At 39.5% G+C, this 21,325-nt stretch carries 20 protein-coding genes; 5 read left to right on the top strand and 15 right to left on the bottom strand.

Translation table 11 applies throughout. The features are described from left to right. Positions 1-95: 95 nt before the first annotated feature. On the bottom strand, positions 96-1,424 hold the full coding sequence (locus ACKC4Y_RS02005; RefSeq protein WP_409361742.1) for a dihydroorotase: 1,329 nt from the start codon (positions 1,422-1,424) through the stop codon (positions 96-98). Positions 1,425-1,488: 64 nt separating this feature from the next. Here ACKC4Y_RS02005 and ygfZ point away from each other — a divergent pair, with 64 nt between their 5' ends. Together ygfZ and ACKC4Y_RS01995 are read left to right on the top strand one after the other, a co-directional pair. Next, positions 1,489-2,355: a CAF17-like 4Fe-4S cluster assembly/insertion protein YgfZ gene (gene ygfZ, locus ACKC4Y_RS02000; RefSeq protein ID WP_409361741.1), complete on the top strand. Its 867-nt coding sequence runs from the start codon at positions 1,489-1,491 to the stop codon at positions 2,353-2,355. Continuing rightward, entirely contained in the window at positions 2,355-2,975 is a 621-nt protein-coding gene (locus ACKC4Y_RS01995; RefSeq protein WP_409361740.1) for a YfbR-like 5'-deoxynucleotidase, read from the top strand. The genes ygfZ and ACKC4Y_RS01995 overlap by 1 nt, the downstream gene beginning before the upstream one ends. Positions 2,976-3,435: 460 nt before the next feature. Here ACKC4Y_RS01995 and panB read toward each other — a convergent pair whose 3' ends face one another. The 11 genes from panB to rpoZ all read right to left on the bottom strand — a co-directional run bounded on the left by panB (position 3,436) and on the right by rpoZ (position 12,809). After that, positions 3,436-4,263, bottom strand: a complete 828-nt coding sequence (gene panB / locus ACKC4Y_RS01990; protein ID WP_409361739.1) for a 3-methyl-2-oxobutanoate hydroxymethyltransferase — start codon at positions 4,261-4,263, stop codon at positions 3,436-3,438. An 11-nt stretch (positions 4,264-4,274) separates the two neighbouring features. Then, the gene (panC, locus tag ACKC4Y_RS01985) at positions 4,275-5,120 is read right to left on the bottom strand and encodes a pantoate--beta-alanine ligase (protein ID WP_409361738.1); all 846 of its coding nucleotides are present in this window, start codon (positions 5,118-5,120) and stop codon (positions 4,275-4,277) included. Between the two features lie 27 nt (positions 5,121-5,147). Beyond that, complete coding sequence (recO, locus tag ACKC4Y_RS01980; RefSeq protein ID WP_409361737.1) at positions 5,148-5,894, bottom strand: DNA repair protein RecO; 747 nt, start codon at positions 5,892-5,894, stop codon at positions 5,148-5,150. A 1-nt stretch (position 5,895) separates the two neighbouring features. Next, positions 5,896-6,801 (bottom strand): GTPase Era, encoded by a 906-nt coding sequence (gene era / locus ACKC4Y_RS01975; protein ID WP_409361736.1) that lies wholly within the window; start codon positions 6,799-6,801, stop codon positions 5,896-5,898. Continuing rightward, on the bottom strand, positions 6,794-7,501 hold the full coding sequence (gene rnc / locus ACKC4Y_RS01970) for a ribonuclease III (RefSeq protein WP_409361735.1): 708 nt from the start codon (positions 7,499-7,501) through the stop codon (positions 6,794-6,796). The genes era and rnc overlap by 8 nt, the downstream gene beginning before the upstream one ends. After that, on the bottom strand, positions 7,482-8,294 hold the full coding sequence (lepB, locus tag ACKC4Y_RS01965) for a signal peptidase I (RefSeq protein WP_409361734.1): 813 nt from the start codon (positions 8,292-8,294) through the stop codon (positions 7,482-7,484). The genes rnc and lepB overlap by 20 nt, the downstream gene beginning before the upstream one ends. An 80-nt stretch (positions 8,295-8,374) precedes the next feature. Then, a complete protein-coding gene (gene acpS, locus ACKC4Y_RS01960) occupies positions 8,375-8,776 on the bottom strand; it encodes a holo-ACP synthase (RefSeq protein WP_409361733.1) in 402 nt (133 codons plus the stop codon). A 20-nt stretch (positions 8,777-8,796) separates the two neighbouring features. Continuing rightward, positions 8,797-9,375, bottom strand: a complete 579-nt coding sequence (locus tag ACKC4Y_RS01955) for a DUF2062 domain-containing protein (RefSeq protein ID WP_409361732.1) — start codon at positions 9,373-9,375, stop codon at positions 8,797-8,799. A 97-nt stretch (positions 9,376-9,472) separates the two neighbouring features. Then, complete coding sequence (pyrE, locus tag ACKC4Y_RS01950) at positions 9,473-10,051, bottom strand: orotate phosphoribosyltransferase (protein ID WP_409362125.1); 579 nt, start codon at positions 10,049-10,051, stop codon at positions 9,473-9,475. A gap of 19 nt (positions 10,052-10,070) precedes the next feature. Next, complete coding sequence (locus ACKC4Y_RS01945; protein ID WP_409361731.1) at positions 10,071-12,299, bottom strand: RelA/SpoT family protein; 2,229 nt, start codon at positions 12,297-12,299, stop codon at positions 10,071-10,073. A 111-nt stretch (positions 12,300-12,410) separates the two neighbouring features. Beyond that, a complete protein-coding gene (gene rpoZ / locus ACKC4Y_RS01940; protein ID WP_409361730.1) occupies positions 12,411-12,809 on the bottom strand; it encodes a DNA-directed RNA polymerase subunit omega in 399 nt (132 codons plus the stop codon). 589 nt (positions 12,810-13,398) lie between these two features. On the opposite strand from rpoZ, the gene ACKC4Y_RS01935 reads away from it, so the two are divergent. After that, complete coding sequence (locus ACKC4Y_RS01935) at positions 13,399-14,067, top strand: uracil-DNA glycosylase (protein WP_409361729.1); 669 nt, start codon at positions 13,399-13,401, stop codon at positions 14,065-14,067. Positions 14,068-14,110: 43 nt separating this feature from the next. Here the strand turns inward: ACKC4Y_RS01935 and smpB are convergent, their stop codons facing one another. Continuing rightward, complete coding sequence (gene smpB / locus ACKC4Y_RS01930) at positions 14,111-14,587, bottom strand: SsrA-binding protein SmpB (RefSeq protein WP_409361728.1); 477 nt, start codon at positions 14,585-14,587, stop codon at positions 14,111-14,113. A gap of 17 nt (positions 14,588-14,604) precedes the next feature. Beyond that, positions 14,605-15,489: a 4-hydroxy-tetrahydrodipicolinate synthase gene (gene dapA / locus ACKC4Y_RS01925; protein WP_409361727.1), complete on the bottom strand. Its 885-nt coding sequence runs from the start codon at positions 15,487-15,489 to the stop codon at positions 14,605-14,607. Positions 15,490-15,738: 249 nt separating this feature from the next. Here dapA and ACKC4Y_RS01920 point away from each other — a divergent pair, with 249 nt between their 5' ends. Beyond that, positions 15,739-17,850, top strand: a complete 2,112-nt coding sequence (locus tag ACKC4Y_RS01920; protein WP_409361726.1) for a lytic transglycosylase domain-containing protein — start codon at positions 15,739-15,741, stop codon at positions 17,848-17,850. Between the two features lie 113 nt (positions 17,851-17,963). On the opposite strand, the gene ACKC4Y_RS01915 is transcribed toward ACKC4Y_RS01920, so the two are convergent. Next, positions 17,964-18,734: an energy transducer TonB family protein gene (locus ACKC4Y_RS01915; protein WP_409362124.1), complete on the bottom strand. Its 771-nt coding sequence runs from the start codon at positions 18,732-18,734 to the stop codon at positions 17,964-17,966. Between the two features lie 245 nt (positions 18,735-18,979). Here ACKC4Y_RS01915 and ACKC4Y_RS01910 point away from each other — a divergent pair, with 245 nt between their 5' ends. Further along, complete coding sequence (locus tag ACKC4Y_RS01910; protein ID WP_409361725.1) at positions 18,980-21,160, top strand: TonB-dependent hemoglobin/transferrin/lactoferrin family receptor; 2,181 nt, start codon at positions 18,980-18,982, stop codon at positions 21,158-21,160. Positions 21,161-21,325: the final 165 nt, after the last annotated feature.

The following is a 21,325-nucleotide window of genomic DNA, read 5'->3' as shown; positions in this document are numbered from 1 at the left end:
GCTAAAAACAAAACCTCAAGATGCTCTGATAAAAGCATTATGAGTGCTTTTTATACTCACAAAATCATTCCAAAGACTCATAAATTTTAATCTAATCATACCAAAGTTTCTATAAATTTAATAGGCTCACCCTGCGAAGGTGTAACAATTTCCCCTTCCCACATCACCCGTATACCACGAACAATGGTTCCAACGGGCCAACCTTTAACCTTCTTACCGTCATAAGGTGTCCATCCCGCCCGCGAACCAATCAATGCATTCGTAAAAGTTTCTTCTCGCTTAAGATCAACAATAGTCAAATCAGCATCATACCCAACAGCAATACGCCCCTTACAGCTTATGCCAAAAATGCGACTAGGACCATGCGAAGTGAGATCAACAAAACGTTCAAGAGACATCTTCCCCGCATTTACATGCGTTAGCATAATTGCAACAGTCGTCTGTACACCTGTCATTCCGGAAGGCGAAGAGGGATAAGTTTTATACTTTTCTTCAAGCGTATGAGGAGCATGATCAGAACCCAAAATATCAATAATGCCTTGCTGCAAACCATACCAAAGGACTTCACGGTGGCGATTTTCACGGATCGGTGGATTCATCTGGATCAATGTACCAAGTCGTTGATAATCATCAGCCGTCAAAGTTAAATGATGCTGAGTAACTTCAATCGTCGCGACATCCTTATGATTTTTCAGAAAATCAATTTCTTCCGCTGTAGAAAGATGTAAAACATGAATGCGTGCCCTCATCTCATGTGCAATTTTCACTAAACGTTGTGTACATTTCAATGCAGCAATTTCATCACGCCAAATCGGATGTGATGATGCATCTCCCTCAATACGCAATATTTTACGCTCATTGAGCCGTATCTCATCTTCAGAATGAAAAGCTGCACGACGGCGTGTGTTTTTTAAAATAAGGCGCACACTCTCATCATCATCAACCAGAAGATCGCCAGTAGAAGACCCCATAAAGACTTTAATTCCGGCAGCTCCAGGAAGTTTTTCTAACTCAGCCAATTCATCTACATTTTCACGTGTTCCTCCAACCCAAAACGCAAAATCGCAATGCATCCGATGAAATCCGCGTCTCACTTTATCGTTCAACGCTTCTTCCGATATGGTTAATGGATTGGTATTAGGCATTTCAAACACTGCTGTAACTCCCCCCAAAACCGCAGAACGAGACCCACTTTCCAAATCCTCTTTATATTCATTTCCTGGTTCACGAAAATGGACTTGACTATCGATGACACCAGGCAAAATATGAAGCCCTGTACAGTCAATCACTTCACCAGCAGATGCACGTGTAAGATCACCAATTTCAGCAATACGGCCATTTGTGACACCAACATCACGCTTACTACTACCATCATGATTTACAACTGTTGCACCTTTAAAAATTGTATCAAATGTTTTAGACATAACCGTACTCCTTACTTGTTATCTCTTTACCGATTATGTAACTCTGAGCAGAAAGGCAAGAACCATGATCGAAAAACAAAACGCTATTTGTCTTAAAAAGCGAAAAATTATTAAAGTTATGGGTGAAGAAGCAACACATTTCCTACAGGTTCTTATTACTACAGATGTGGAAAAAATGAGCGCACAAGAGATTTTTCCTGGTGCTCTTTTATCCCCACAAGGAAAAGTTATCGCTGATTTTCTAATCGCCAAAATAAATCAAGGCTATATTTTTGATATTGCTGAATCCTTAGCCGATATGTTTCAAAAACGTCTTCTCCTTTATAAGTTACATAAAAAAGTAGAAATTACACAACCATTACAAGAAGTTGTTACGGTTTTTTGGAACAATGGGATGGATATCTCAAACTGTGATTCAAGTTTTATGGATAAACGATTTCCACAAAAAGAAAAAATCATACGAACTTATGGAAAAATACCATTTACTATCTCAGAATGTAATGATAACTGGGATCGAATGCGTATTCGTTATGCAATCGCAGAAAGCGGTCAAGATTATGAAATAGGTAAAGTCTTTCCCCATGATATTAATTACGATCAAATTGGTGGATTAGTATTCAATAAAGGTTGTTATATCGGACAAGAGGTTGTTTCACGAATGCATCATCGGGGAGCAGCACGTCGCCGCGTTTTGGTAGTCAAAAGCCAACACCCTTTAACATCAGCATCCACGATTAAAGCGCAAACAAAAATACTTGGACAATTAGCAACATGTGTCGCAAATGAAGGCTTAGCTTTATTGCGTATCGACCACGTCAAAGATGCTATGGACAAAGGGATTCCATTGACGATAGAAAATGTTCCTGTAACAATAAATATTGCTGAAAATATGAACTTTACCTTTCCTGAAAGTACTGTAGAGACTAACTAATGGCCAAAGCTGAATTATCACAAAATGGAGAAGCTCGTGCTTGGCAAAGAATGCTTTCTGGTCGGCGGCTTGATTTGCTAAATCCTTCTCCTTTTGATGTTGAAATCGAAGATATTGCACATGGTCTTGCTCGCGTTGCACGTTGGAACGGTCAAACACGAGGAGAACATGCCTATTCTGTCGCACAACATTCACTTTTAGTAGAACAAATATTTCACAAGCTTTTTCCGCAATCACGGAGTAATGAATGTCTGTGTGCTCTTCTTCATGATGCACCAGAATATGTCATCGGCGACATGATTTCACCCTTTAAAGCCGTCATAGGAAAACAATATGAATCCATTGAAAAACGTATACAAGATGTTATTCACATGCGTTTTTCTCTTCCCATTAACCCAAATCAAAAGCTTTTAAAAAAAATCAAACAAGCTGACCGTATTGCCGCTTTCTATGAAGCAATCACTCTTGCTGGTTTTAGTACAGAAGAAGCCCTTCGCTATTTTGGTCATCCAAGTGATATCTTACCAGATGGACTTCATTTGAAGCCATGCTCCACACAACAAATTGAAAAGGCCTTTTTAATACGTTTTAAGGAGATCGATGTTCAGAGAATCTCTTAGCAATTCTTTTTGTCATTTATCCTTTAATTATCGCTGATAAAAATCACACAAGTATCTTTCCCTTAAGATCGCAATCCTTTGATGAAAATAAAAATATATCATCTCATTATTTATGTCTTTAGTGGATTATCGCCTCACCCTTATAGGCAATAATACTCAAAAAACATTGAGTATATTAGAGCATTACTCTTCTCACAGAACTCTTTAAAAACAGACTATGAGAAGAATTCTATCCTTTCAGGATCTCTTCTATAAATCCTTCAAAAGAAAACATCACTAAGTGCAAACACTTTCTACAATATGCCATCAACAATACCACAAAACACTCTGATTTCATTGACCATTCTATGGATCATATAAAAAAATAATAAATCAAATTGGGCATGAGCAAAATGTGTACAAAAAATCCGCTTATCTTAACCTTCTGTAAAAAATACTCTTTTCCATAGAGCTTTTTATCTTAATCTAATTTTTGTTTAAGCTTATAAGTTTCTGCCTCAGAGGGAAAAGTACGTGATTTAACATCATTTGCATAGTTTTTGATCGCCGTCTCCATTTCCTGTTCAAGGATACCGTAACGGCGTACAAATTTAGGAACCCACGTGCCATAACCTAACATATCTTCCATTACCAATATTTGCCCATCACATTGACTCGATGCTCCAATGCCAATAGTAGGAAGAGAAAGAGTTTCTGTAAGCTTCACCGCTAGAGGTTCAACAACCCCTTCTACAACAACAGCAAAGGCACCAGCTTCTTCAATCGCTGCTGCATCCGCTTCAATCTGTCGCCAATTACTTTCATCGCGTCCTTGTGTCTTAAAGCCACCAAAACGATTTACTGCTTGGGGTGTAAGGCCAATATGACCCATAACGGGAATCCCGCGTTTACACAAAAAATCAATCGTTTCCGCTATATAAACACCACCTTCAAGCTTAATTGCACCACATCCTGTCTCCGCAAGAATACGTGACGCATTGGAAAAAGCTTGTTCTGGACTTTCTTCATAAGAACCAAAGGGCATATCAACAACCACTAATGCCTTCTTAGAGCCACGCATCACTGCCTGTCCATGCAAAATCATCATGTCCACACTCACAGGAAGCGTTGTATCAAACCCATGCACAACCATACCAACGCTATCACCAACCAAAAGCAAATCACAATATGGATCAGCAATTCGCGCACTATAAGCTTGGTAAGCCGTTAAAGACACAATTGGTTCTTGTCCTTTTCTCGACCTTATTTCAGAAGCAGTCACACGCTTTATGGTTTTGTGTACACTCATTTTAAGTCCTTCTATTGCAAGATATATTGATCAATAAGTCTAACCTGACCAAAACGGACACTTAGTAATAAAACTGCAGGTTTATCTAAGGTTCCCTTAACTACAGATAAAGTTTCCATATCTCGTAAATCTATTGATTCAATAATCGCGCGCGATTCTTGCTGTAAAATATTACGAACAATTTTACATAATTTATCAACTGATCGTTCCCCTTGATGATAAAGCTTTTCAGCAGCTTTACCACTTTCAGGAATAATTTTTGCAGCTTTGCGATCTTCTAATGTTAAAAGCTGATTACGTGAAGAACTAGCGATACCATCTGCATCACGTAAAATAGGCACACCAATAATTTCAATAGGAAAAGCTAAATCCTCAACCATACGACGAATGATTAAAATTTGTTGAAAATCTTTCTCCCCAAAAAAAGCCTTATCTGGCTGAACAATATTGAAAAGCTTAGCAACAATGCTTGTCACACCACAAAAATGCCCCGGACGTAACCTCCCCATCAAAATACGCGATAACTTTTCTACCTTTACAATGGTCTCATTTCTCGGTGGCCACATTTCTTCCGTAGAAGGAGCAAAAACATACTCAACATTTGCTTTTTTCAACAAAACACAATCGCCCACCAAATCTCTTGGGTATTTATCAAAATCTTCATGGGGACCAAATTGCTTTGGATTGACAAAAATAGACACCACTACTCGATCACACATTGCCCTTGCCTGCTCTACCAATGCGAGATGGCCATTATGCAATGCCCCCATGGTTGGCACAAAACCAATAGATCGTCCTAAGCATCGTTCTTCTCTCATAGATTGGCGGACTTCAGCAATTGTTTTTAAAATTTGCATATTTACAACTATCCATTCTCATCAAAATCAATAAATTAATGCTTGCGTACGAAATCGCCGTTCAAACAATTCTATCAAATTAGTACGAACTGATGGCTGTTTTATACCCCGTGGCTCCCAAACATGACGTGTTAAAAAAAAATCTGTTAAAATAAACCCATGTTTTATGTCACTAAAATCAACAGGGCGGGCAGTTCTTTGCACCAGAAATTGCGGTAAACGTAAAAGCTTCTCTCTCCAAGGATACCCAGCTTCCTCGCATACAGAACGCCCTGATTTTGGTGAAACATAATGAAGCCTTTCTTGGCGGCCTGTTACAGCACAACGAGACAAATCAAGACCAAAGCCAAGTTCCTCAAGAAGCCGCATCTCAAAACGCGCTAATAATTCAGCATTCACAAATGGATCATCAAAATGCCGCATAAAAAGATGTAAAATATCATATAAAATAGGGTGAGGATCACGTTCAGGAAGAAGGCGTAAATAAAATGCTATTAACTGTAAAGCATAAAGAGCTTCTGGTAAGAGAATTAATCGCGCAGCATAGTGCTTAAGTGCTTCAATTCTGAAGAGCCCCAAATGTTCATCTAAGCGTGCCCACCATTCAGCCTCAACAAAATTTCCCGGCTGAAGAAGTACTGCCATACGACGTGAACGCCCCCCCTTCACTATTCCCAAATAGCGCCCGTGCTGACGCGTCATAATTTCAAGAATAACGCTTGTTTCACCATGCTGACGCGTACCAAGGATAATAGCTTGTTCTTTCCATTTCATTTTATTTTAGAAAATCCAATCCCATTTCGCGGTAACGTTCTGGATCAGTATCCCAATTATCACGCACTTTCACAAATAGAAAAAGATGAACCTTCTGATCCATAATTTCCATAAGTTCTTTACGTGCTGCCAGACCAATCGCTTTAATTGTATCGCCTTTTGCTCCTAAAACAATTTTTTTCTGGCTATCACGCTCTACATAGATGACCTGATTAATTTTAACTGAACCATCTGAACGCTCTTCCCAGTTCTCTGTTTCAACTGTTGAAGAATAAGGGAGTTCATCATGGAGACGAAGAAAAAGTTTTTCACGCGTAATCTCAGCAGCAAGATGACGCATGGGCATATCTGAAATTTGATCCTCCGGATAATACCATGGTCCCTCCTGCATCATGTTACTCAACGCATGAAGCAAATCCTTACAACCAGAACCATTCAATGCCGAAATCATAAATGTCTGCGAAAATTTTACGCGCTCATGAATTTTTGCAGTTAATGCTAAAAGGGATGATTTAGCAACTGTATCAATCTTATTAAGAACAAGAATCTTATCTTGTCTGATATTTTTTACAATATCTAATATCATACAAACTTCATCCGACAGACCATTCTGAGCATCAATCAAAACTAAAAGGACATCAGCATGCTTAGCGCTACCCCAAGCTGCAGATACCATAGCCCGCTCTAACCGCTTGTGGGGACGAAAAACACCTGGTGTGTCAATCAATACAATTTGCGTATTATCATGAATGACAATACCGCGGATTAAAGTTCGTGTCGTTTGCACCTTATGGGTCACAATTGAAACCTTCGTTCCAACTAACTGGTTAATCAATGTCGATTTACCAGCATTAGGCATCCCAATGAGTACAACAAAACCAGAACGCGTACTGATAACGTCATCCATGATCATTTTTTTCCATTTTTTCCCATATACCCTCTCGTCGTAAAATTTTTTCAGCTGCTATTCTTTCAGCATAGCGTTTAGAGCTCCCCTGTCCAATTTCCGGAGCAAACCCTAAAATGCTTACTTCTACCACAAAAATAGGATCGTGATCTGGACCAGAACGCTTTATTACCCGATACTGTGGCTGCACACCGCCTTGTACATGCGCCCATTCCTGCAACTCTGTCTTGGCATCCCGCCGACCAGCATCCATCTGTTTTGCTCGACTTTGCCAATATTTTTGAATGAAGGGCCGAACACTCTTTAATCCTCCATCAAGATACATAACAGCAATCAAAGCTTCAATCACATCAGCGTACATATTTGTGAGCCGGCGACCCTTTAAGTTTTTCATCTCAAAACCAACATGGATCATATCAGGTAAATCCATTTCTAGCGCAATATCGGCACATGTCTGCGCATTTACCAAACCATTCAAACGTACCGATAACTCACCTTCACTTGCTCGTGGAAACAATTGATACAGCATTTCTGCAATCAAAAGCCCAAGAACACGATCACCTAGAAACTCTAATCGTTCATAATTTCCCTGTTCTAAATCATGTACACTAGAATGCGTTAATGCTTTTTTTAATCTCTCTTTATCTTTAAAACGATGGCCCGTTAGCCTTTCAAGTTGATCAATGATTGGACGATTCATCATTGGTTCCTTGCTCGACAAGCGGCAAATCATGAACAGTATTGATAAAAGAGAACAAACGGCCCCAACGCACATCAAATGGCCAGCGCCACATCTGCCAAGCACTTGAACCATTGCTAATAGAGAAAAAAATCACACTTGCACGACCAATAAGATTCTCCTCTGGAACATACCCTACATCCAAACGACTATCATCTGAATTGTCTCGGTTATCACCCATCATAAAATAATGCCCCTGTGGAACTTCAAAAACTTTTGTGTCATCAACTTGCGGGATAAAAGCTAAATCAAGTGTATCGTAGCTAACACCGTTAGCCATCGTCTCACGATAAACATCAACAGGATAGTTAACCTCTGTTATATCAGAATTATCAATCTTTCCCATAAAGTGGCGTGAAACAGCTTCATCATTGATATAAAGAATACCTTGACGAACTTGTATACGATCACCAGGGAGACCAACAACACGTTTTATATAATCAACATCCGGATTACTCGGTAAACGAAAAACGACAACGTCTCCACGCTGAGGTTGAGATGCCCAAATACGTCCGGAAAAAATAGGCGGCGAAAAGGGTATGGAAAAACGAGAATACCCATATGCATACTTAGAAACAAATAGATAATCTCCCACAAGCAAAGTAGGACGCATTGAACCGGAAGGAATACTAAAAGGCTGGAAAAGGAGTGTACGAATAAGCGCTGCTAAAAAGAGAGCCTGTATCAAAACAAAAATAAATTCAAGAATTCCGCCTTTTTCTTTCTTTTTATGCATTTTCTCTTTCTGGACCATCACTGTTTGCCTTCCCATCACAGATATAACTTTTCTTCATCATAATGTTCAAATAGTAAAAGCACAATCTCCCATAATATCTATCCCCGTGGAAGTGCTTCGATAATAACAAATGCTTGTGCCCAAGGAAAATCATCCGTTATACTGAGATGAATGACAGCCTCGTGATGAGGAGGTAATAACTTTTGAAGCTGCATTTGCGCACGGTTCGTTAATTTCATCATTGGTTTACCGGATGGTAAATTAACGACCCCCATGTCTTTCCAATTCACACCGCAAGCAATTCCTGTACCCAAAGCTTTAGCACATGCTTCTTTGGCAGCAAATCTCTTTGCATAAGAAGAGGCTTTTTTTTTAAGATTTTCAGATTTATGTTGCTCCATATCCGTGAAAATACGTTGGACAAAACGGTCACCATAACGAACCAACATTCTTTCAATACGTCTTACATCAATCAAATCATTTCCAAGACCAATAATCATAAGATATCACCCAAATTTTCCTAGCAAAGACGCTTTTTTTGCATAATCTTTTGATATCGTTTTTGTTGAAAACGGGCAATTGCTCTGTAGACACCTATATAAGATAAACCAGCAAAAATAAAACCTAAAAGGGTACCACCTACGATCATCGGTCTCATGATTGTTTCCCATGCACCCTTAAAAAGAAGAGGTACATTTGAAAGCGTCAAGCCATCAAACAGAGTGCGAATTTGAGAAAGAGAAATCTCATTTACATTACTAAAAAACGATAAACAGAGGTAGCCTACCTTATAATCAGCCATAACAATCAGCAAAAATGTGAGTGGATTAGAAAAAATCGTTCCGATGATCGCTGCTGCAAAATTTCCACGCAAAAGCCAAGAAAAAAATATTGCCAAGATAATATGCATCCCAAAAAGAGGCGAACAGGCTAAGAAAATGCCGATAGCAAACCCCAACGCCACTTTATGCGGCGTTGCTGATATACGCAAAATACGTTTACGTATGTAGGAAAATGAACGAGAGAAGGAACGACTCGGCCATAACCAAAGCCGAACACGCTTTACAAAATCTATTGGTTCTCTACGACGAAAAAGCATCTGACTCTCAATATACATCTTTTGACAATGAAATAATCCATATCATTAAATCAATGGCGCCAAGTTTTTGCATAAAAACAAAAAAAGATAAAGAAAATTAAATATTTCGACTTCCTGGCTTGACTGCTGGAAGTGCAGCAAGTTCAGAAGGAAGAGCATCACTCGCATAAGATGCTATCTCATATTCAGCAAGTGCAATCAACGGAACTCCGACATCAATCTTACCACCAGAACGATCAAGAATGCACGCACTTGCTAGCACATCTGCTCCTGCAGCAACAAGAGCCTCAACAGTCTCACGAATGGAAAGACCTGTTGTCATAATATCTTCAACAATTACAACCCGTGCACCCTTCTTGATTTTAAAACGACGCAATTCAAATACACCATTTACACGTTCTACCCAAAGAGAAGGAACACCAAGGTGACGTGAAGTTTCGTACGAAGGAATAAGACCACCAATCGCGGGACCAACCACATAATCAATTTTTTCCTTGACAGATTTTTTGATTTTTTCAGCCAACCCACGACATAACTTTTCTGTCAAGTCAGCATGCATAAATACTTTCGCCTTTTGCATATAAGTAGCGCTATGACGACCTGATGTTAAAATAAAATGCCCTTCCAAAATAGCGTCTGCTTGTTTAAAAATATCAATCACATCTTGTGTATTCATCGCAAAATCTTTCTCTTTTTCATCCATGGACTCGCCGTACTGTACTAACCGAACCTGCTTCTTTTAACTGAGAAAAAATACGATTCAAATGTTTTAAATCCCAAACTTCCAGATCAATCATAATTTCTGTAAAATCTGGTGCTGTACGAATAAAAGATAAATTTTGAATATTGGCATCGTTCGCAGAAATCACTTGCGTAATTTCAGCCAAAGAACCAGGACTATTAACAGCCAAAATATTAATCCGAGCAGGAAAACGTTCACTCATCTGGGCATCGATATCCCAGCGGACATCAATCCACCGTTCTGGCTGATCATCATATGCCATCAAAGCCGAAGACTGTATAGGATAAATAACAATCCCCGCACCTGGTTGCATAATACCAACAATCCGATCCCCTGGTACAGCTCCTTCAGGAGAAAACCGTACGGGAATATCTCCATGTGTTCCTCGAATAGGTAATGCTTTGGATTGATGTCCCTCCTCTGAAGCTATACCCTTTTCGTTTTCTGGAACTTTAAAAATCATACCTTGAGCATTTTCAATATTGAACCACCCCTCTTCTCCAGGCTTAAAAGACGACTTTTGTACCACACGGTAATCTTGATAATCAGGATAAACCGCTTTTATCACATCAGCAGAAGGCAATTCACCACGCCCAACAGCTGCTAATACGTCTTCCACATCTTTACGTGCCAAACGTGACAAAACTTGCTTCAGAATGTCTTTTGAAAATTGTTTGCCTATATATTCAAACGAACGTTCGAGAATACGATAACCCAAACCTGAATATTGCTTGCGTACCGCTGTGCGAGTTGCTCTACGGATGGCTGAACGCGCTTTCCCCGTTACGACAAGGAGCTCCCACGCTGGTGGCGGAATTTGAGCTTGTGAACGTATGATATCAACCTCATCACCATTTTTTAATTTGGTCATTAAAGGCATAATACGACCATTGATTTTCACACCCACACAAGAATCACCAATATCGGTATGGACTGCATAAGCAAAATCAATAGGTGTGGCGCCTTTTGGAAAGGCAATCAACCGACCTTTCGGAGTAAAACAGAAAACTTGATCTTGAAAAAGCTCAAGCTTTGTGTGTTCTAAAAATTCTTCCGGATTATCTCCATCGGACAAAGATTGAATCGTTTGGCGCAACCATGCATACGCATTTGTTTCATTTGATAACCTCGAAGCCGAATAATTAGAACCTTGCTCTTTATAAATGGAATGTGCCGCAACGCCATATTCAGCAATTTCATCCATAGCAGCAGTTCTAATCTGCAATTCAACACGTTGTCGCGATGGTCCCACAATCGTTGTATGAATGGAACGATAATCATTCTGCTTTGGTATAGAAATATAATCTTTAAAACGACCAGGAACCATTGGCCACGTCGTATGAATAACACCAAGAGCCCGATAACAATCATGTACTGTTTCAACAATCACACGAAATCCAAAAATATCGGATAATTGTTCAAAAGAGAGCGCCTTGCTTTCCATTTTGCGAAAGACGGAATAAGATTTTTTCTGACGGCTTTTAACATTCGCTTTAATGCCATGCTCGAAAAAAAGTTTTGTCAACTCGTTTTCAATTGTGGAAAGCAAATCACGATTGCGTTTTGATAACTCAGAAAGACGATTGGTAATCGTACGATAACCTTCTGGATTTAAATAAAAGAAAGAGAGATCTTCTAATTCCTCGCGCATATCCTGCATACCCATACGACCAGCAAGAGGCGCATAAATATCCATTGTCTCCTCAGCAATTCGCCGGCGCTTCTCATCACGCATAACGCCAAGGGTACGCATGTTATGAAGGCGATCAGCAAGTTTGACTAAAAGAACACGCACATCATCAGAAATAGCGATAAGAAGCTTACGAAGATTTTCTGCCTGTACTGCCTTCTTCGATACAAGATCAAGCTTATTAAGCTTTGTAAGCCCTTCAACCAACTTACCAATTTCAGAACCGAAAAGTTGATCAATTTCCGCTCGTGTAGCGCTCGTATCTTCAATCGTATCATGCAAAAGAGCAACAGCAATTGTTGCCTCATCCAATCGCATATCTGTCAAAATAGCGGCAACTTCCAAAGGATGAGAAAAATAAAGATCACCCGAAGCACGCTTCTGATGGCCATGCTTGCGCATTGCATAATCGTAGGCTTGATTTAACAAAGCCTCATCCACGTCAGACTTGTAACGTTGAACACGCCCAACAAGTTCACACTGACGCATCATACGCGCATATCCTTTATCTTTTCACAAATAACCCTTATAAAAAAGACAAGAACAATAACCGCGCCACGGCATAACAACGTATATCCATTCTTGTAATATAAATCGTCGCAACTAATAATCGTCGCTTTTCTCCGGCACAACAAGACCTTCGATACCTGCTAAAAGATCTTCTTCCGACATATAATCGAATGAACAGCCCTCTTCTTCCGATGATGTACCCAAAACACGTTCAGATTCACCCGAATGAGAAATATATTCATTTGCCATTTCTGGCTCATCCACTTCCACATGCTTCTGCAACGAATGAATAAGATCTTCTTTCAAATCGGCAGGTGACAGAGTTTCCTCTGCTATCTCACGCAAAGCAACAACAGGATTTTTATCATTATCACGATCAATCGTGATCTGTGCGCCCTGTGAAATTTGACGTGCCCGATGTCCTGCTAAAAGCACCAACTCAAAGCGATTATCGACTTTATCAATACAATCTTCTACCGTTACGCGGGCCATTTATGCCTCTTTCTTAAAGATTAAAAAATTTCATAGTGGATGTGAAGTATATACAATAATCAAAATAAAACACAAGAAAAACAACACACACTTTAATATTTTTTTGCTTAAAGAGTTTATTGAAGAAAATTCTTGAAAGCTTTATCATAAAGCGCATAACCTATTCAATCCGGCTATCAATACCGCTCTAAAAAAGGTTTCAAGAGTTTCGAATTCAAACAAAGGAAGTATCCTCGCTTAAAAAAAATACTCTTTCTGAAGGTTCTATCCTTTAAACCAATATCAACTATTTAAAATTATTAAAAATCTTTTGCAAGAAAAACAGTCTAATGTATATATCTTTATGATTAGATATTCATAAAACAAGAGACTTCTTCCCATGAGACACTGTATTCATAAACATCTTATTGCCCAGTAAATTACTAAAAGATTATCTCTCTTTGCAAAAGAATCTGCAATGATTTTATGTTAAACTATGTTATAAAGAACTAGTTTGTCTTCATCATAGGTTGTTTACAAAGGCATTATCCGTCATATATCCCATACACAACTCAAAAGAATTTGTAAAAAATGATTGATTTTTGTCACCATGAATAGCCAATCAACATTGCTTTGCCCAGAGCCACCGAAAAATTGCAATTTATGCCCCCGCTTACACAAGTTCATCGCTGATTGGCGTATAAAAGAACCAAGCTGGTATAACGCACCGGTAAGCCCATTCTTTCCCCATAAAGGTGCAGCCACAACACGTCTTCTCATTGTTGGTCTTGCTCCTGGATTACGGGGTGCAAATCGAACTGGACGCCCGTTTACTGGTGATTATGCGGGACATTTGCTTTATTCTACTTTAAAAAAGTTTGGTTTTGCCCAAGGCACCTTTGAAGAAAAAGCAGATGACAATCTTGAACTGATTGATACGGCAATTGTTAATTCAGTACGTTGTGTCCCACCAGAAAACAAACCTACTGGCACGGAAATCAACACTTGCCGATATTTCTTTTCGCCCCTTTTAACAAATCTTCCCAAACTTAAAGCCGTCATCACCCTCGGCACTATTGCGCACTCTTCAACAATACGCGCTCTCAATGCAAAAATTTTAGCACACCCTTTTGGACATGGGGAAATAAGTAACATCGGTAGATTGCGCATCTTTTCAAGCTATCACTGTTCACGCTATAATACCAATACAGGACGCTTAACAGATGCTATGTTCCACCAGATTTTCGAAGCAGCAAAAACATATCTGGATCAATGCTAAAATTTTCCTAGCTGCGCTATAAAAAATATACAAACCAATTCTGTTATCCATATCTTTTTAAAAGCCTTGCTTTTTCACGCCCCCAATCACGTTTTTTTTCAGTTTCGCGCTTGTCATGAAGTTTTTTCCCACGCGCCAGAGCAATCTCCAACTTAGCACGCCCTCGTTCATTAAAATAAAGTTTGAGGGGAACAAGTGTCATTCCTTCACGAGAAGTCGCGTTGAAAAAACGCGCCATTTCACGTTTTGAAATTAATAATTTACGCAAACGACGCGGCTCGTGGTTAAAACGATTGGCCTGCGTATATTCAGGAATGTAGCTGTTAACTAACCATAGCTCCCCATTTTCAAAGCTGGCATAACTTTCGGCAATATTCGCATGATTGGAACGCAAAGATTTTACTTCTGCTCCCTGAAGGACAAGACCAGCTTCAAGATTATCAAGAATCTCAAAATTGAAACGGGCTTTACGATTATCCGCAATTATTTTCCGGATTGGTGCGTTCCTTTTTTTGGTCATGGCTACATCAATGTCACTTATTCTTTAAGAAGACCAGCATGGTGCAAAGCCGCATCAATGATCTTCTTTGTGGTACTTGCAAGCGGAACAATAGGTGAACGAACAATATTACCACAAAGTCCCAATTTTGCGGCAGCATATTTAATGCCTGCTGGACTTGGCTCAATAAATACTGCACGATTAAGGGGCATCAAACGATCGTTTAATTCTAGTGCTGTTTTATAATCACCACGAAAACAAGCAGCATGAAGCTCTGCACAAAGTTTTGGAGCAACATTGGATGAAACTGAAATACATCCTATACCCCCATGGGCATTAAAACCTAATGCTGTACAATCATCTCCGGAAAGCTGTACAAAATCCTTCCCACATTTTTCACGTTGTTCACTGACACGCTCAATTTTGCTCGTTGCATCCTTTACACCAATGATATTTTTAAAATCTCGACAAAGGTCTCCCATCGTTTCCACAGCCATATCGATAATGGAACGACCGGGAATATTATAAATTATAATCGGGATAGAAATAGCTTTCGCAATGGAAGAAAAATGCGTATATAATCCCCTCTGATTAGGTCGGTTATAATAGGGTGTCACAACCAAAACTGCGTCTGCACCTGCTTTTTGCGCATGCTGTGCAAGCTCTACAGCCTCACTTGTACTATTTGATCCTGCTCCAGCAATAACAGGGACACGTTTAGCAACCTGCTCAACACACAATTCTATAATCCGCTTATGCTCTTCATGACTTAAAGTCGGTGATTCACCTGTCGTACCAACAGGGCTTACGCCATTAATACCCTGTGTAATTTGCCACTCAACAAAATTGCAAAATGCTTTCTCATCAATAGCGCCATTGTCATCAAACGGTGTGATAAGTGCGGTCACGGCTCCCTTGAACATGATAAACTCCCTGTAATGCTCACTTTTTTATTTTTTTATCGCCTTTGTAAATTAGCAACTATAGAACATAGTCTTGCTCTATCACTGAAGCAAGATGAATTTCACACAAGTTCTCACAAGACTAGCATGGATCTCTTTCAATTCCTAACATTCCCTTAAAATATCAGCCATATATTAACCCGTTTTTCACGCTTCTGTTTTAAAAATTTTTGAGTGTTTCCAAAAGGCAAAATCTCAAGGTCTTTCTCTATGCGTGCATTTTTCGCCTCTCTTTTTGTATCAACCTTTCCTGCATTTATACTAGTAGCAACAATTTTATCTTCAAATGCATATGCACAAACAATCCTTCTGCACACAAAAGCGCCAATCCCTTTGGTTCGCCCGATCCCCTTTGTCATGAAAAAAGAAGCTAAGAGTCCTCTTAACGAGTTTCATACAACAACGGACAACATTCTGACACTCAAGCAACTTAAAGCGGGACTAGATGCACTTTCAAACAACGATATTGCAAAAACAATCAGCCTTCGTAATTCAATGGAAAAGAATAGCCTTGATCGCCATATTTTGACATGGGCGATCGGGATATCAAGCCGAGCCAATGTCCCAAGCACTGAAATATTTAATGCAATCAAAGAACTAAAAGGATGGCCAGGGATAGCTACTATGCAACGCAATGCTGAACGTGCTTTTATCAATGAAACCAATTCTACGCATGTAATCATCCAAAAATTTTCTCATCATTCACCCCTCACAGCACAAGGTATGGCTGCATTCGCTAAAGCGCTTATCGCAACTGGACAAACGGCCCATGCTCGACAAATGATCACACCATGGTGGCATACAACAAAACTCAATGCACAAGAAGAAGAACTTGTTCTTAAAAATGTAAGCGCGGCATTAAAACCGATTGATCACCTAAAGCGCATGCAATTTATGCTTTACACACATCGGTTCGATTCAGCTGAACGCGTTGCAAAATTAGCCCGAGCTCAATCTCTTTTTAATGCTTTTGTTGCCGTCGAAAAAAATGATCCTAAAGCCACACAAAAATTACGCGCCGTGCAGAGATTATGGCAAAAAGATCCTCTTTTACAATTTGCTCAAATCCGCCATCTTCGCCGAACTGGACAATATAGTGCAGCCGCAACACTCATGATGAGTATACCCAAAGATACATTACGTCTTATGAACCCTCATGCATTATGGAAAGAACGACGCGCCCTTTCTCGCGAAATGCTCGATTTAAACAAACCTAAAGTTGCTTATCAACTCGTCGCAACACATACTGGAATGACATCTTCATTGGCTGTGGATTCTGAATTTCATGCAGGATGGTATGCACTCCGGTTTCTTCGTGACCCTCAATCAGCAATGCACCATTTTTCACGTATTCCTCAATTATCTTCTGCTCCTCTTTCCGCATCTCGTGGATACTATTGGATGGGACGAGCAGCAGAGATCCTAGGAAAACATAAAAACGCCCAACATTATTTTCATCGCGCAGCCCACTTTAGTGCAACTTATTATGGTCAATTAGCAGCTTCACGGCTTAATCAAAAAAAACTCGAAGTCTTCTTTCCTAAACCAACAACTGCTGAGCGGCAACATTTTAGCACACGAAAAGCTATTAAAGCAATTCAACGCCTTGAAGCAGCTGGCTATTCGGATTTTGCTAAAATTTTTTATAGAGAACTCGGAGAAAAAATAGAAAGCCCTGGGGAATTAGCTCTGCTGGCCGTTATGGCAGAAAAAAATGGTGATTATTATACCAGCCTAAAAATTGGAAAAACTGCTGTGTTTCAGGGTAAAAACGTCGGTGCACTTTCCCACCCTCTCGGTGCTATACCAGCCTCTGCCAATATTTCTGCCATAGGGAAAGCGCTTATTTATGCCATTGCGCGTCAAGAAAGCGAATTTAATCCAACAGCCATATCAAAAGCAGGTGCACAAGGTATCCTCCAATTGCTCCCTACGACAGCAAAAGCACTTGCAAAGAAGTATTCGATTGCGTGGTCACCGAAAAAACTCAGCAGTGACGCCAGTTATAATGCTACATTAGGCGCCCACTTTCTGGAAGAACAGTTGGAACGTTTTAATGGATCCTACATATTGACTCTTATCGCTTATAATGCAGGCTCTCGTCGTGTCAGTGAATGGATACAACGTTATGGTGACCCTAGAGGTCAATCTCTTGACAAAGTAATCGATTGGATTGAGCGCATCCCCTACACAGAAACACGTAATTACGTTATGCGTGTCATGGAAAATTATGAGGTTTACAAAGCCAGACTTACAGGAATTACAGACATAAAAACCGACCTCGTTTTCGGCCGATGGAAGCAACGTAATCTCACCCATTGAAAAAACACTTATTCTTTCTCCTTATTCATAAACCCTCAGCGCAACATAAAAAAGCACGATAACAACCTTAAAAATAAGCAGTGTAAAAATGAAGTTGAAAAATTGTATCAAAATCAGCTAAATATTAAGGACACTCTGATAATTTTGTTCACTTTTGATGCAGGGGGCGGTGGGAAATTACCAACACGTTGAAGTGCCGCCATCGCTAATCGATCAAGTTCCGGATCACCAGCAGAAACCGCTACACGACTAGAAAAAATACTCCCCTGCTCACGCACCATAAATTCTAACTTCACCGTTCCTTTTGCACGACTTGTACGCTGTCCCACAATATATTTTTTTTGCCTTTCTAACTGCGCCTGCACCTTTGCCAACCATTCCACTAATAACGCATCCTCAAGCACTGCCGTATCGCCACCCTTGTTGGTGGAAAAGGAACGTACCACCTTTGCATTGGAGCGCTTTATTACAGCCTTTGGCATCGGTATTGTTTTTTTGATAAACGCTTTATGCTCCACTTTTTGAATAAGGGGTTCTTCCAAAGACTTTAAGTCATCTTGTTCTACCATATGCTGAGGTTCTTCCGATTGAATTTTATCCACGGATTCCAATTCCTCTGACTCTTGCTCTAAAAGATCAGACTGTAATACTTTTGGCTCTGTATTAATATCCGACTCTGTATGAATATCTGATAAGTCTGTATCAACATCCGAATATACAGTTTCTTGCACAAAAGTCAGCATAATCTCCGACGAGAGCAAGCCATTACTTACACCAGTACTTTGAAAATAAAACTGCGCTCCCAATAATACATGCAAAAAGAAAGCTCCAACAAATGCACCAATCCAAAGAGTTAATAATTGCTTCGTATTTGCAAAATTCATCGTTTCTTCTGCCACTATTTTAAGCTTAATATTGGGGTTCGATCTCATTAAAACAGGCTATTTTGAAAATGCAACTTTTTTCTTGACTGATTTTGTCATGTTTAATATGGTTTTTCAGTGATTTTGTGTTGTTATCAAAATCATTTCTACTTGGCTGGCAAGTTTTAATCAGCAGGTCCAGCCTTTTTGTATGTAAATAAAATTTCAAAACAAAGAGGGGATGTTTAAAAGGGTTGTGATGTGTTATGCAAATAAGACGAAAAAATATCTATAAAAGTTGTGTGATTTTAAGTGCATTATCGGTCTGTATACCTTCATTTGTTTTTGCACAAAATAAAGATGGAGGTGCTATCACTGAACTCAAACCAATTGTTATTGAAGAGAAAAAAATAGGGACGGCCTTGGATTCGGTCACTATTCTGACAGATCGGAAAACCGCGAAGGATATTCGTGAGAAGCAAATAACTGATGCCTATGATATTAGTCGTCTTTATCCAAGCGTATCCTATAGCCCAAGCAATAACAGTTTTGTCATTCGTGGTTTAGAAGCAAACCGTGTTCTCACAACAATGGATGGTATTGTTCTTCCATGGTTCAATGATATATTGCGTGATAACAGTGGTAACACAATGTTTGACTTTAGTGCGCTTTCCACACTTGATGTTATTCAGGGACCGGATTCTAGTCTTTATGGATCTGGTGCACTAGGAGGAGTTGTTGCGTTGCGTACCCTTGATCCTGAAGATCTTATCACAGAAGGAAAAAATTGGGGTGGTCTTATAAGAGGTGGTTATCATTCTGTTGATAATAGTTGGCACGTAGATCAAGCTGTTGCAGTGCGTGCTCAACAAACGTTTTTGCTTTTCCAAGGTTCTTATGCGGAAGGTCATGAACGCAAAAATATGGGAACCCTAGAAGGCTATGAAGAGCGCACACGTAAAAACCCTGCTCATTTTGACCAAAATAATTTGCTCTTTAAAATTCACCAATACCTTGATGACAATCACCGACTTGGTTTTACAGCAGAGCGTTTTGGTCACAATGTTGATACACATTTATTGAATGCTTCTGAAAGATCTTATGCCCCTGGTTCCGTTTATGAGAAGAACGACAAACTCCGTGAACGCTTTTCTCTTTCTTATGACTATAACGGCAATGAAGATGCTATTTTTGATGCGTTTCGTGGACAGATTTATTGGCAAAGACAGTCAAGTCATGATATTACGACTTCATTTCGTGTTCGGGCACCCAAAGGGGATTTTTTGAGAGATAATTTTTTGCGTAATACCAATTATGGTTTCAATGCTGATGCTCTCAAGAAAGTTCATATTGGCACTGTAGACCATACGTTAAAGCTTGCCGCTAATGTCTTGTCATCTAAGTTTCATCATTATTTGTTCGGGAAAGATAATTGTCACTTGCCGGAAAATGCATGGGGGTGCCTCTTTGTACCCGCTAATCGGTCAGATTCACCAGATACAAATGGCTATAATTTGGGTTTTGTTTTCGAAGATGAAATTGGCCTTGCTGATAACCATTTCCGTATAACACCTGGAATTCGTTATGATTGGTATAAGTATGTCCCTCAGAAAACGTCTTCTTATGAGAAAACTCTGCTTTCTGACAAATTTCCTCCAGAAAGAAATGGTTCACGTTTTTCTCCCAAATTACGTGTGGAGTGGGATGTTCGTGATCAAGTAACGCTTTATGCTCAATGGGCACAGGCTTTTCGTGCACCACGTATTGCAGAACTTTACGTCTCTTATATGAAACCCTCTGCTTATTACTCGAAGGGCAACCCTGATCTAAAAGCAGAAACGAGCAATGGATATGATGTTGGCATAAGGTATGGAAATGGAAATTTCGGTGGTTCACTCAGTGCCTTTTTCAATCAATACAAGGACTTCATAGATACTGTGGATATAGGGGGATCAGAGGAATACCCATTGGGACGTCGCCATTATAGAAATCTTGCAAATGTGCGTATTTATGGTGCTGAAGCAAAAATACATTTGGCTCTTAATGATGGATTCCATAGCAATTTTTCTCTTACCTATTCGCAAGGAAAGGATCTTGATAAAGATGAATATCTTAACTCAATTCCAGCTTTAAAAGTGATTGCTGGGATCGGATATGCAAAAGAAATCTGGGGAGCAGACGTCGTGCTTACCTCATCTGCCAAACGTGATAAAGTTGCTAAGGAATCGGACTATCAAAAAATTCCAGGTTATAATATTATTGATGTGTCAGGTTGGTTGAAGCCCTTTGGTGAAAAGGGTCCTGTTATAAGGGCTGGTGTTTATAATCTGTTCAATCAAAAATATTGGAATGTATCAGATCTTCCTTCCGGTGAAAGCTCAACGCCGAAGGATTATTATAGTCAGCCTGGTCGCAACTTTAAAGTTTCGTTCGTGCAAAAATTTTAGTCACTTTTGTTAACCATTAGATCAATGAAAAAGGTTATATCGATAAAGAATAAATTATTGCGTTTCTATTCTTATTGTTCTTTGAACAACAAATTTTGAGGTTTGCGCTTTAACTATTTGTAATTTATTGTTTTTTATTGTTCTACTGTTGATAAAATAAGGGCT

This window comes from Bartonella heixiaziensis, from assembly GCF_046245125.2.
GTDB classification, from domain to species: domain Bacteria; phylum Pseudomonadota; class Alphaproteobacteria; order Rhizobiales; family Rhizobiaceae; genus Bartonella; species Bartonella heixiaziensis.
The sequence above is the reverse complement of the archived record's forward strand: the minus strand, read 5'-3'. Positions and strand labels throughout refer to the sequence as shown.

Coding starts and splice junctions, on each gene's coding strand:
- ACKC4Y_RS02005 (WP_409361742.1), bottom strand. CDS start 1,424: ATGTCTAAAACATTTGATACAATTTTTAAAGGTGCAACAGTTGTAAAT.
- ygfZ (WP_409361741.1), top strand. CDS start 1,489: ATGATCGAAAAACAAAACGCTATTTGTCTTAAAAAGCGAAAAATTATT.
- ACKC4Y_RS01995 (WP_409361740.1), top strand. CDS start 2,355: ATGGCCAAAGCTGAATTATCACAAAATGGAGAAGCTCGTGCTTGGCAA.
- panB (WP_409361739.1), bottom strand. CDS start 4,263: ATGAGTGTACACAAAACCATAAAGCGTGTGACTGCTTCTGAAATAAGG.
- panC (WP_409361738.1), bottom strand. CDS start 5,120: ATGCAAATTTTAAAAACAATTGCTGAAGTCCGCCAATCTATGAGAGAA.
- recO (WP_409361737.1), bottom strand. CDS start 5,894: ATGAAATGGAAAGAACAAGCTATTATCCTTGGTACGCGTCAGCATGGT.
- era (WP_409361736.1), bottom strand. CDS start 6,801: ATGGATGACGTTATCAGTACGCGTTCTGGTTTTGTTGTACTCATTGGG.
- rnc (WP_409361735.1), bottom strand. CDS start 7,501: ATGAATCGTCCAATCATTGATCAACTTGAAAGGCTAACGGGCCATCGT.
- lepB (WP_409361734.1), bottom strand. CDS start 8,294: ATGGTCCAGAAAGAGAAAATGCATAAAAAGAAAGAAAAAGGCGGAATT.
- acpS (WP_409361733.1), bottom strand. CDS start 8,776: ATGATTATTGGTCTTGGAAATGATTTGATTGATGTAAGACGTATTGAA.
- ACKC4Y_RS01955 (WP_409361732.1), bottom strand. CDS start 9,375: ATGCTTTTTCGTCGTAGAGAACCAATAGATTTTGTAAAGCGTGTTCGG.
- pyrE (WP_409362125.1), bottom strand. CDS start 10,051: ATGAATACACAAGATGTGATTGATATTTTTAAACAAGCAGACGCTATT.
- ACKC4Y_RS01945 (WP_409361731.1), bottom strand. CDS start 12,299: ATGATGCGTCAGTGTGAACTTGTTGGGCGTGTTCAACGTTACAAGTCT.
- rpoZ (WP_409361730.1), bottom strand. CDS start 12,809: ATGGCCCGCGTAACGGTAGAAGATTGTATTGATAAAGTCGATAATCGC.
- ACKC4Y_RS01935 (WP_409361729.1), top strand. CDS start 13,399: ATGAATAGCCAATCAACATTGCTTTGCCCAGAGCCACCGAAAAATTGC.
- smpB (WP_409361728.1), bottom strand. CDS start 14,587: ATGACCAAAAAAAGGAACGCACCAATCCGGAAAATAATTGCGGATAAT.
- dapA (WP_409361727.1), bottom strand. CDS start 15,489: ATGTTCAAGGGAGCCGTGACCGCACTTATCACACCGTTTGATGACAAT.
- ACKC4Y_RS01920 (WP_409361726.1), top strand. CDS start 15,739: ATGCGTGCATTTTTCGCCTCTCTTTTTGTATCAACCTTTCCTGCATTT.
- ACKC4Y_RS01915 (WP_409362124.1), bottom strand. CDS start 18,734: ATGAATTTTGCAAATACGAAGCAATTATTAACTCTTTGGATTGGTGCA.
- ACKC4Y_RS01910 (WP_409361725.1), top strand. CDS start 18,980: ATGCAAATAAGACGAAAAAATATCTATAAAAGTTGTGTGATTTTAAGT.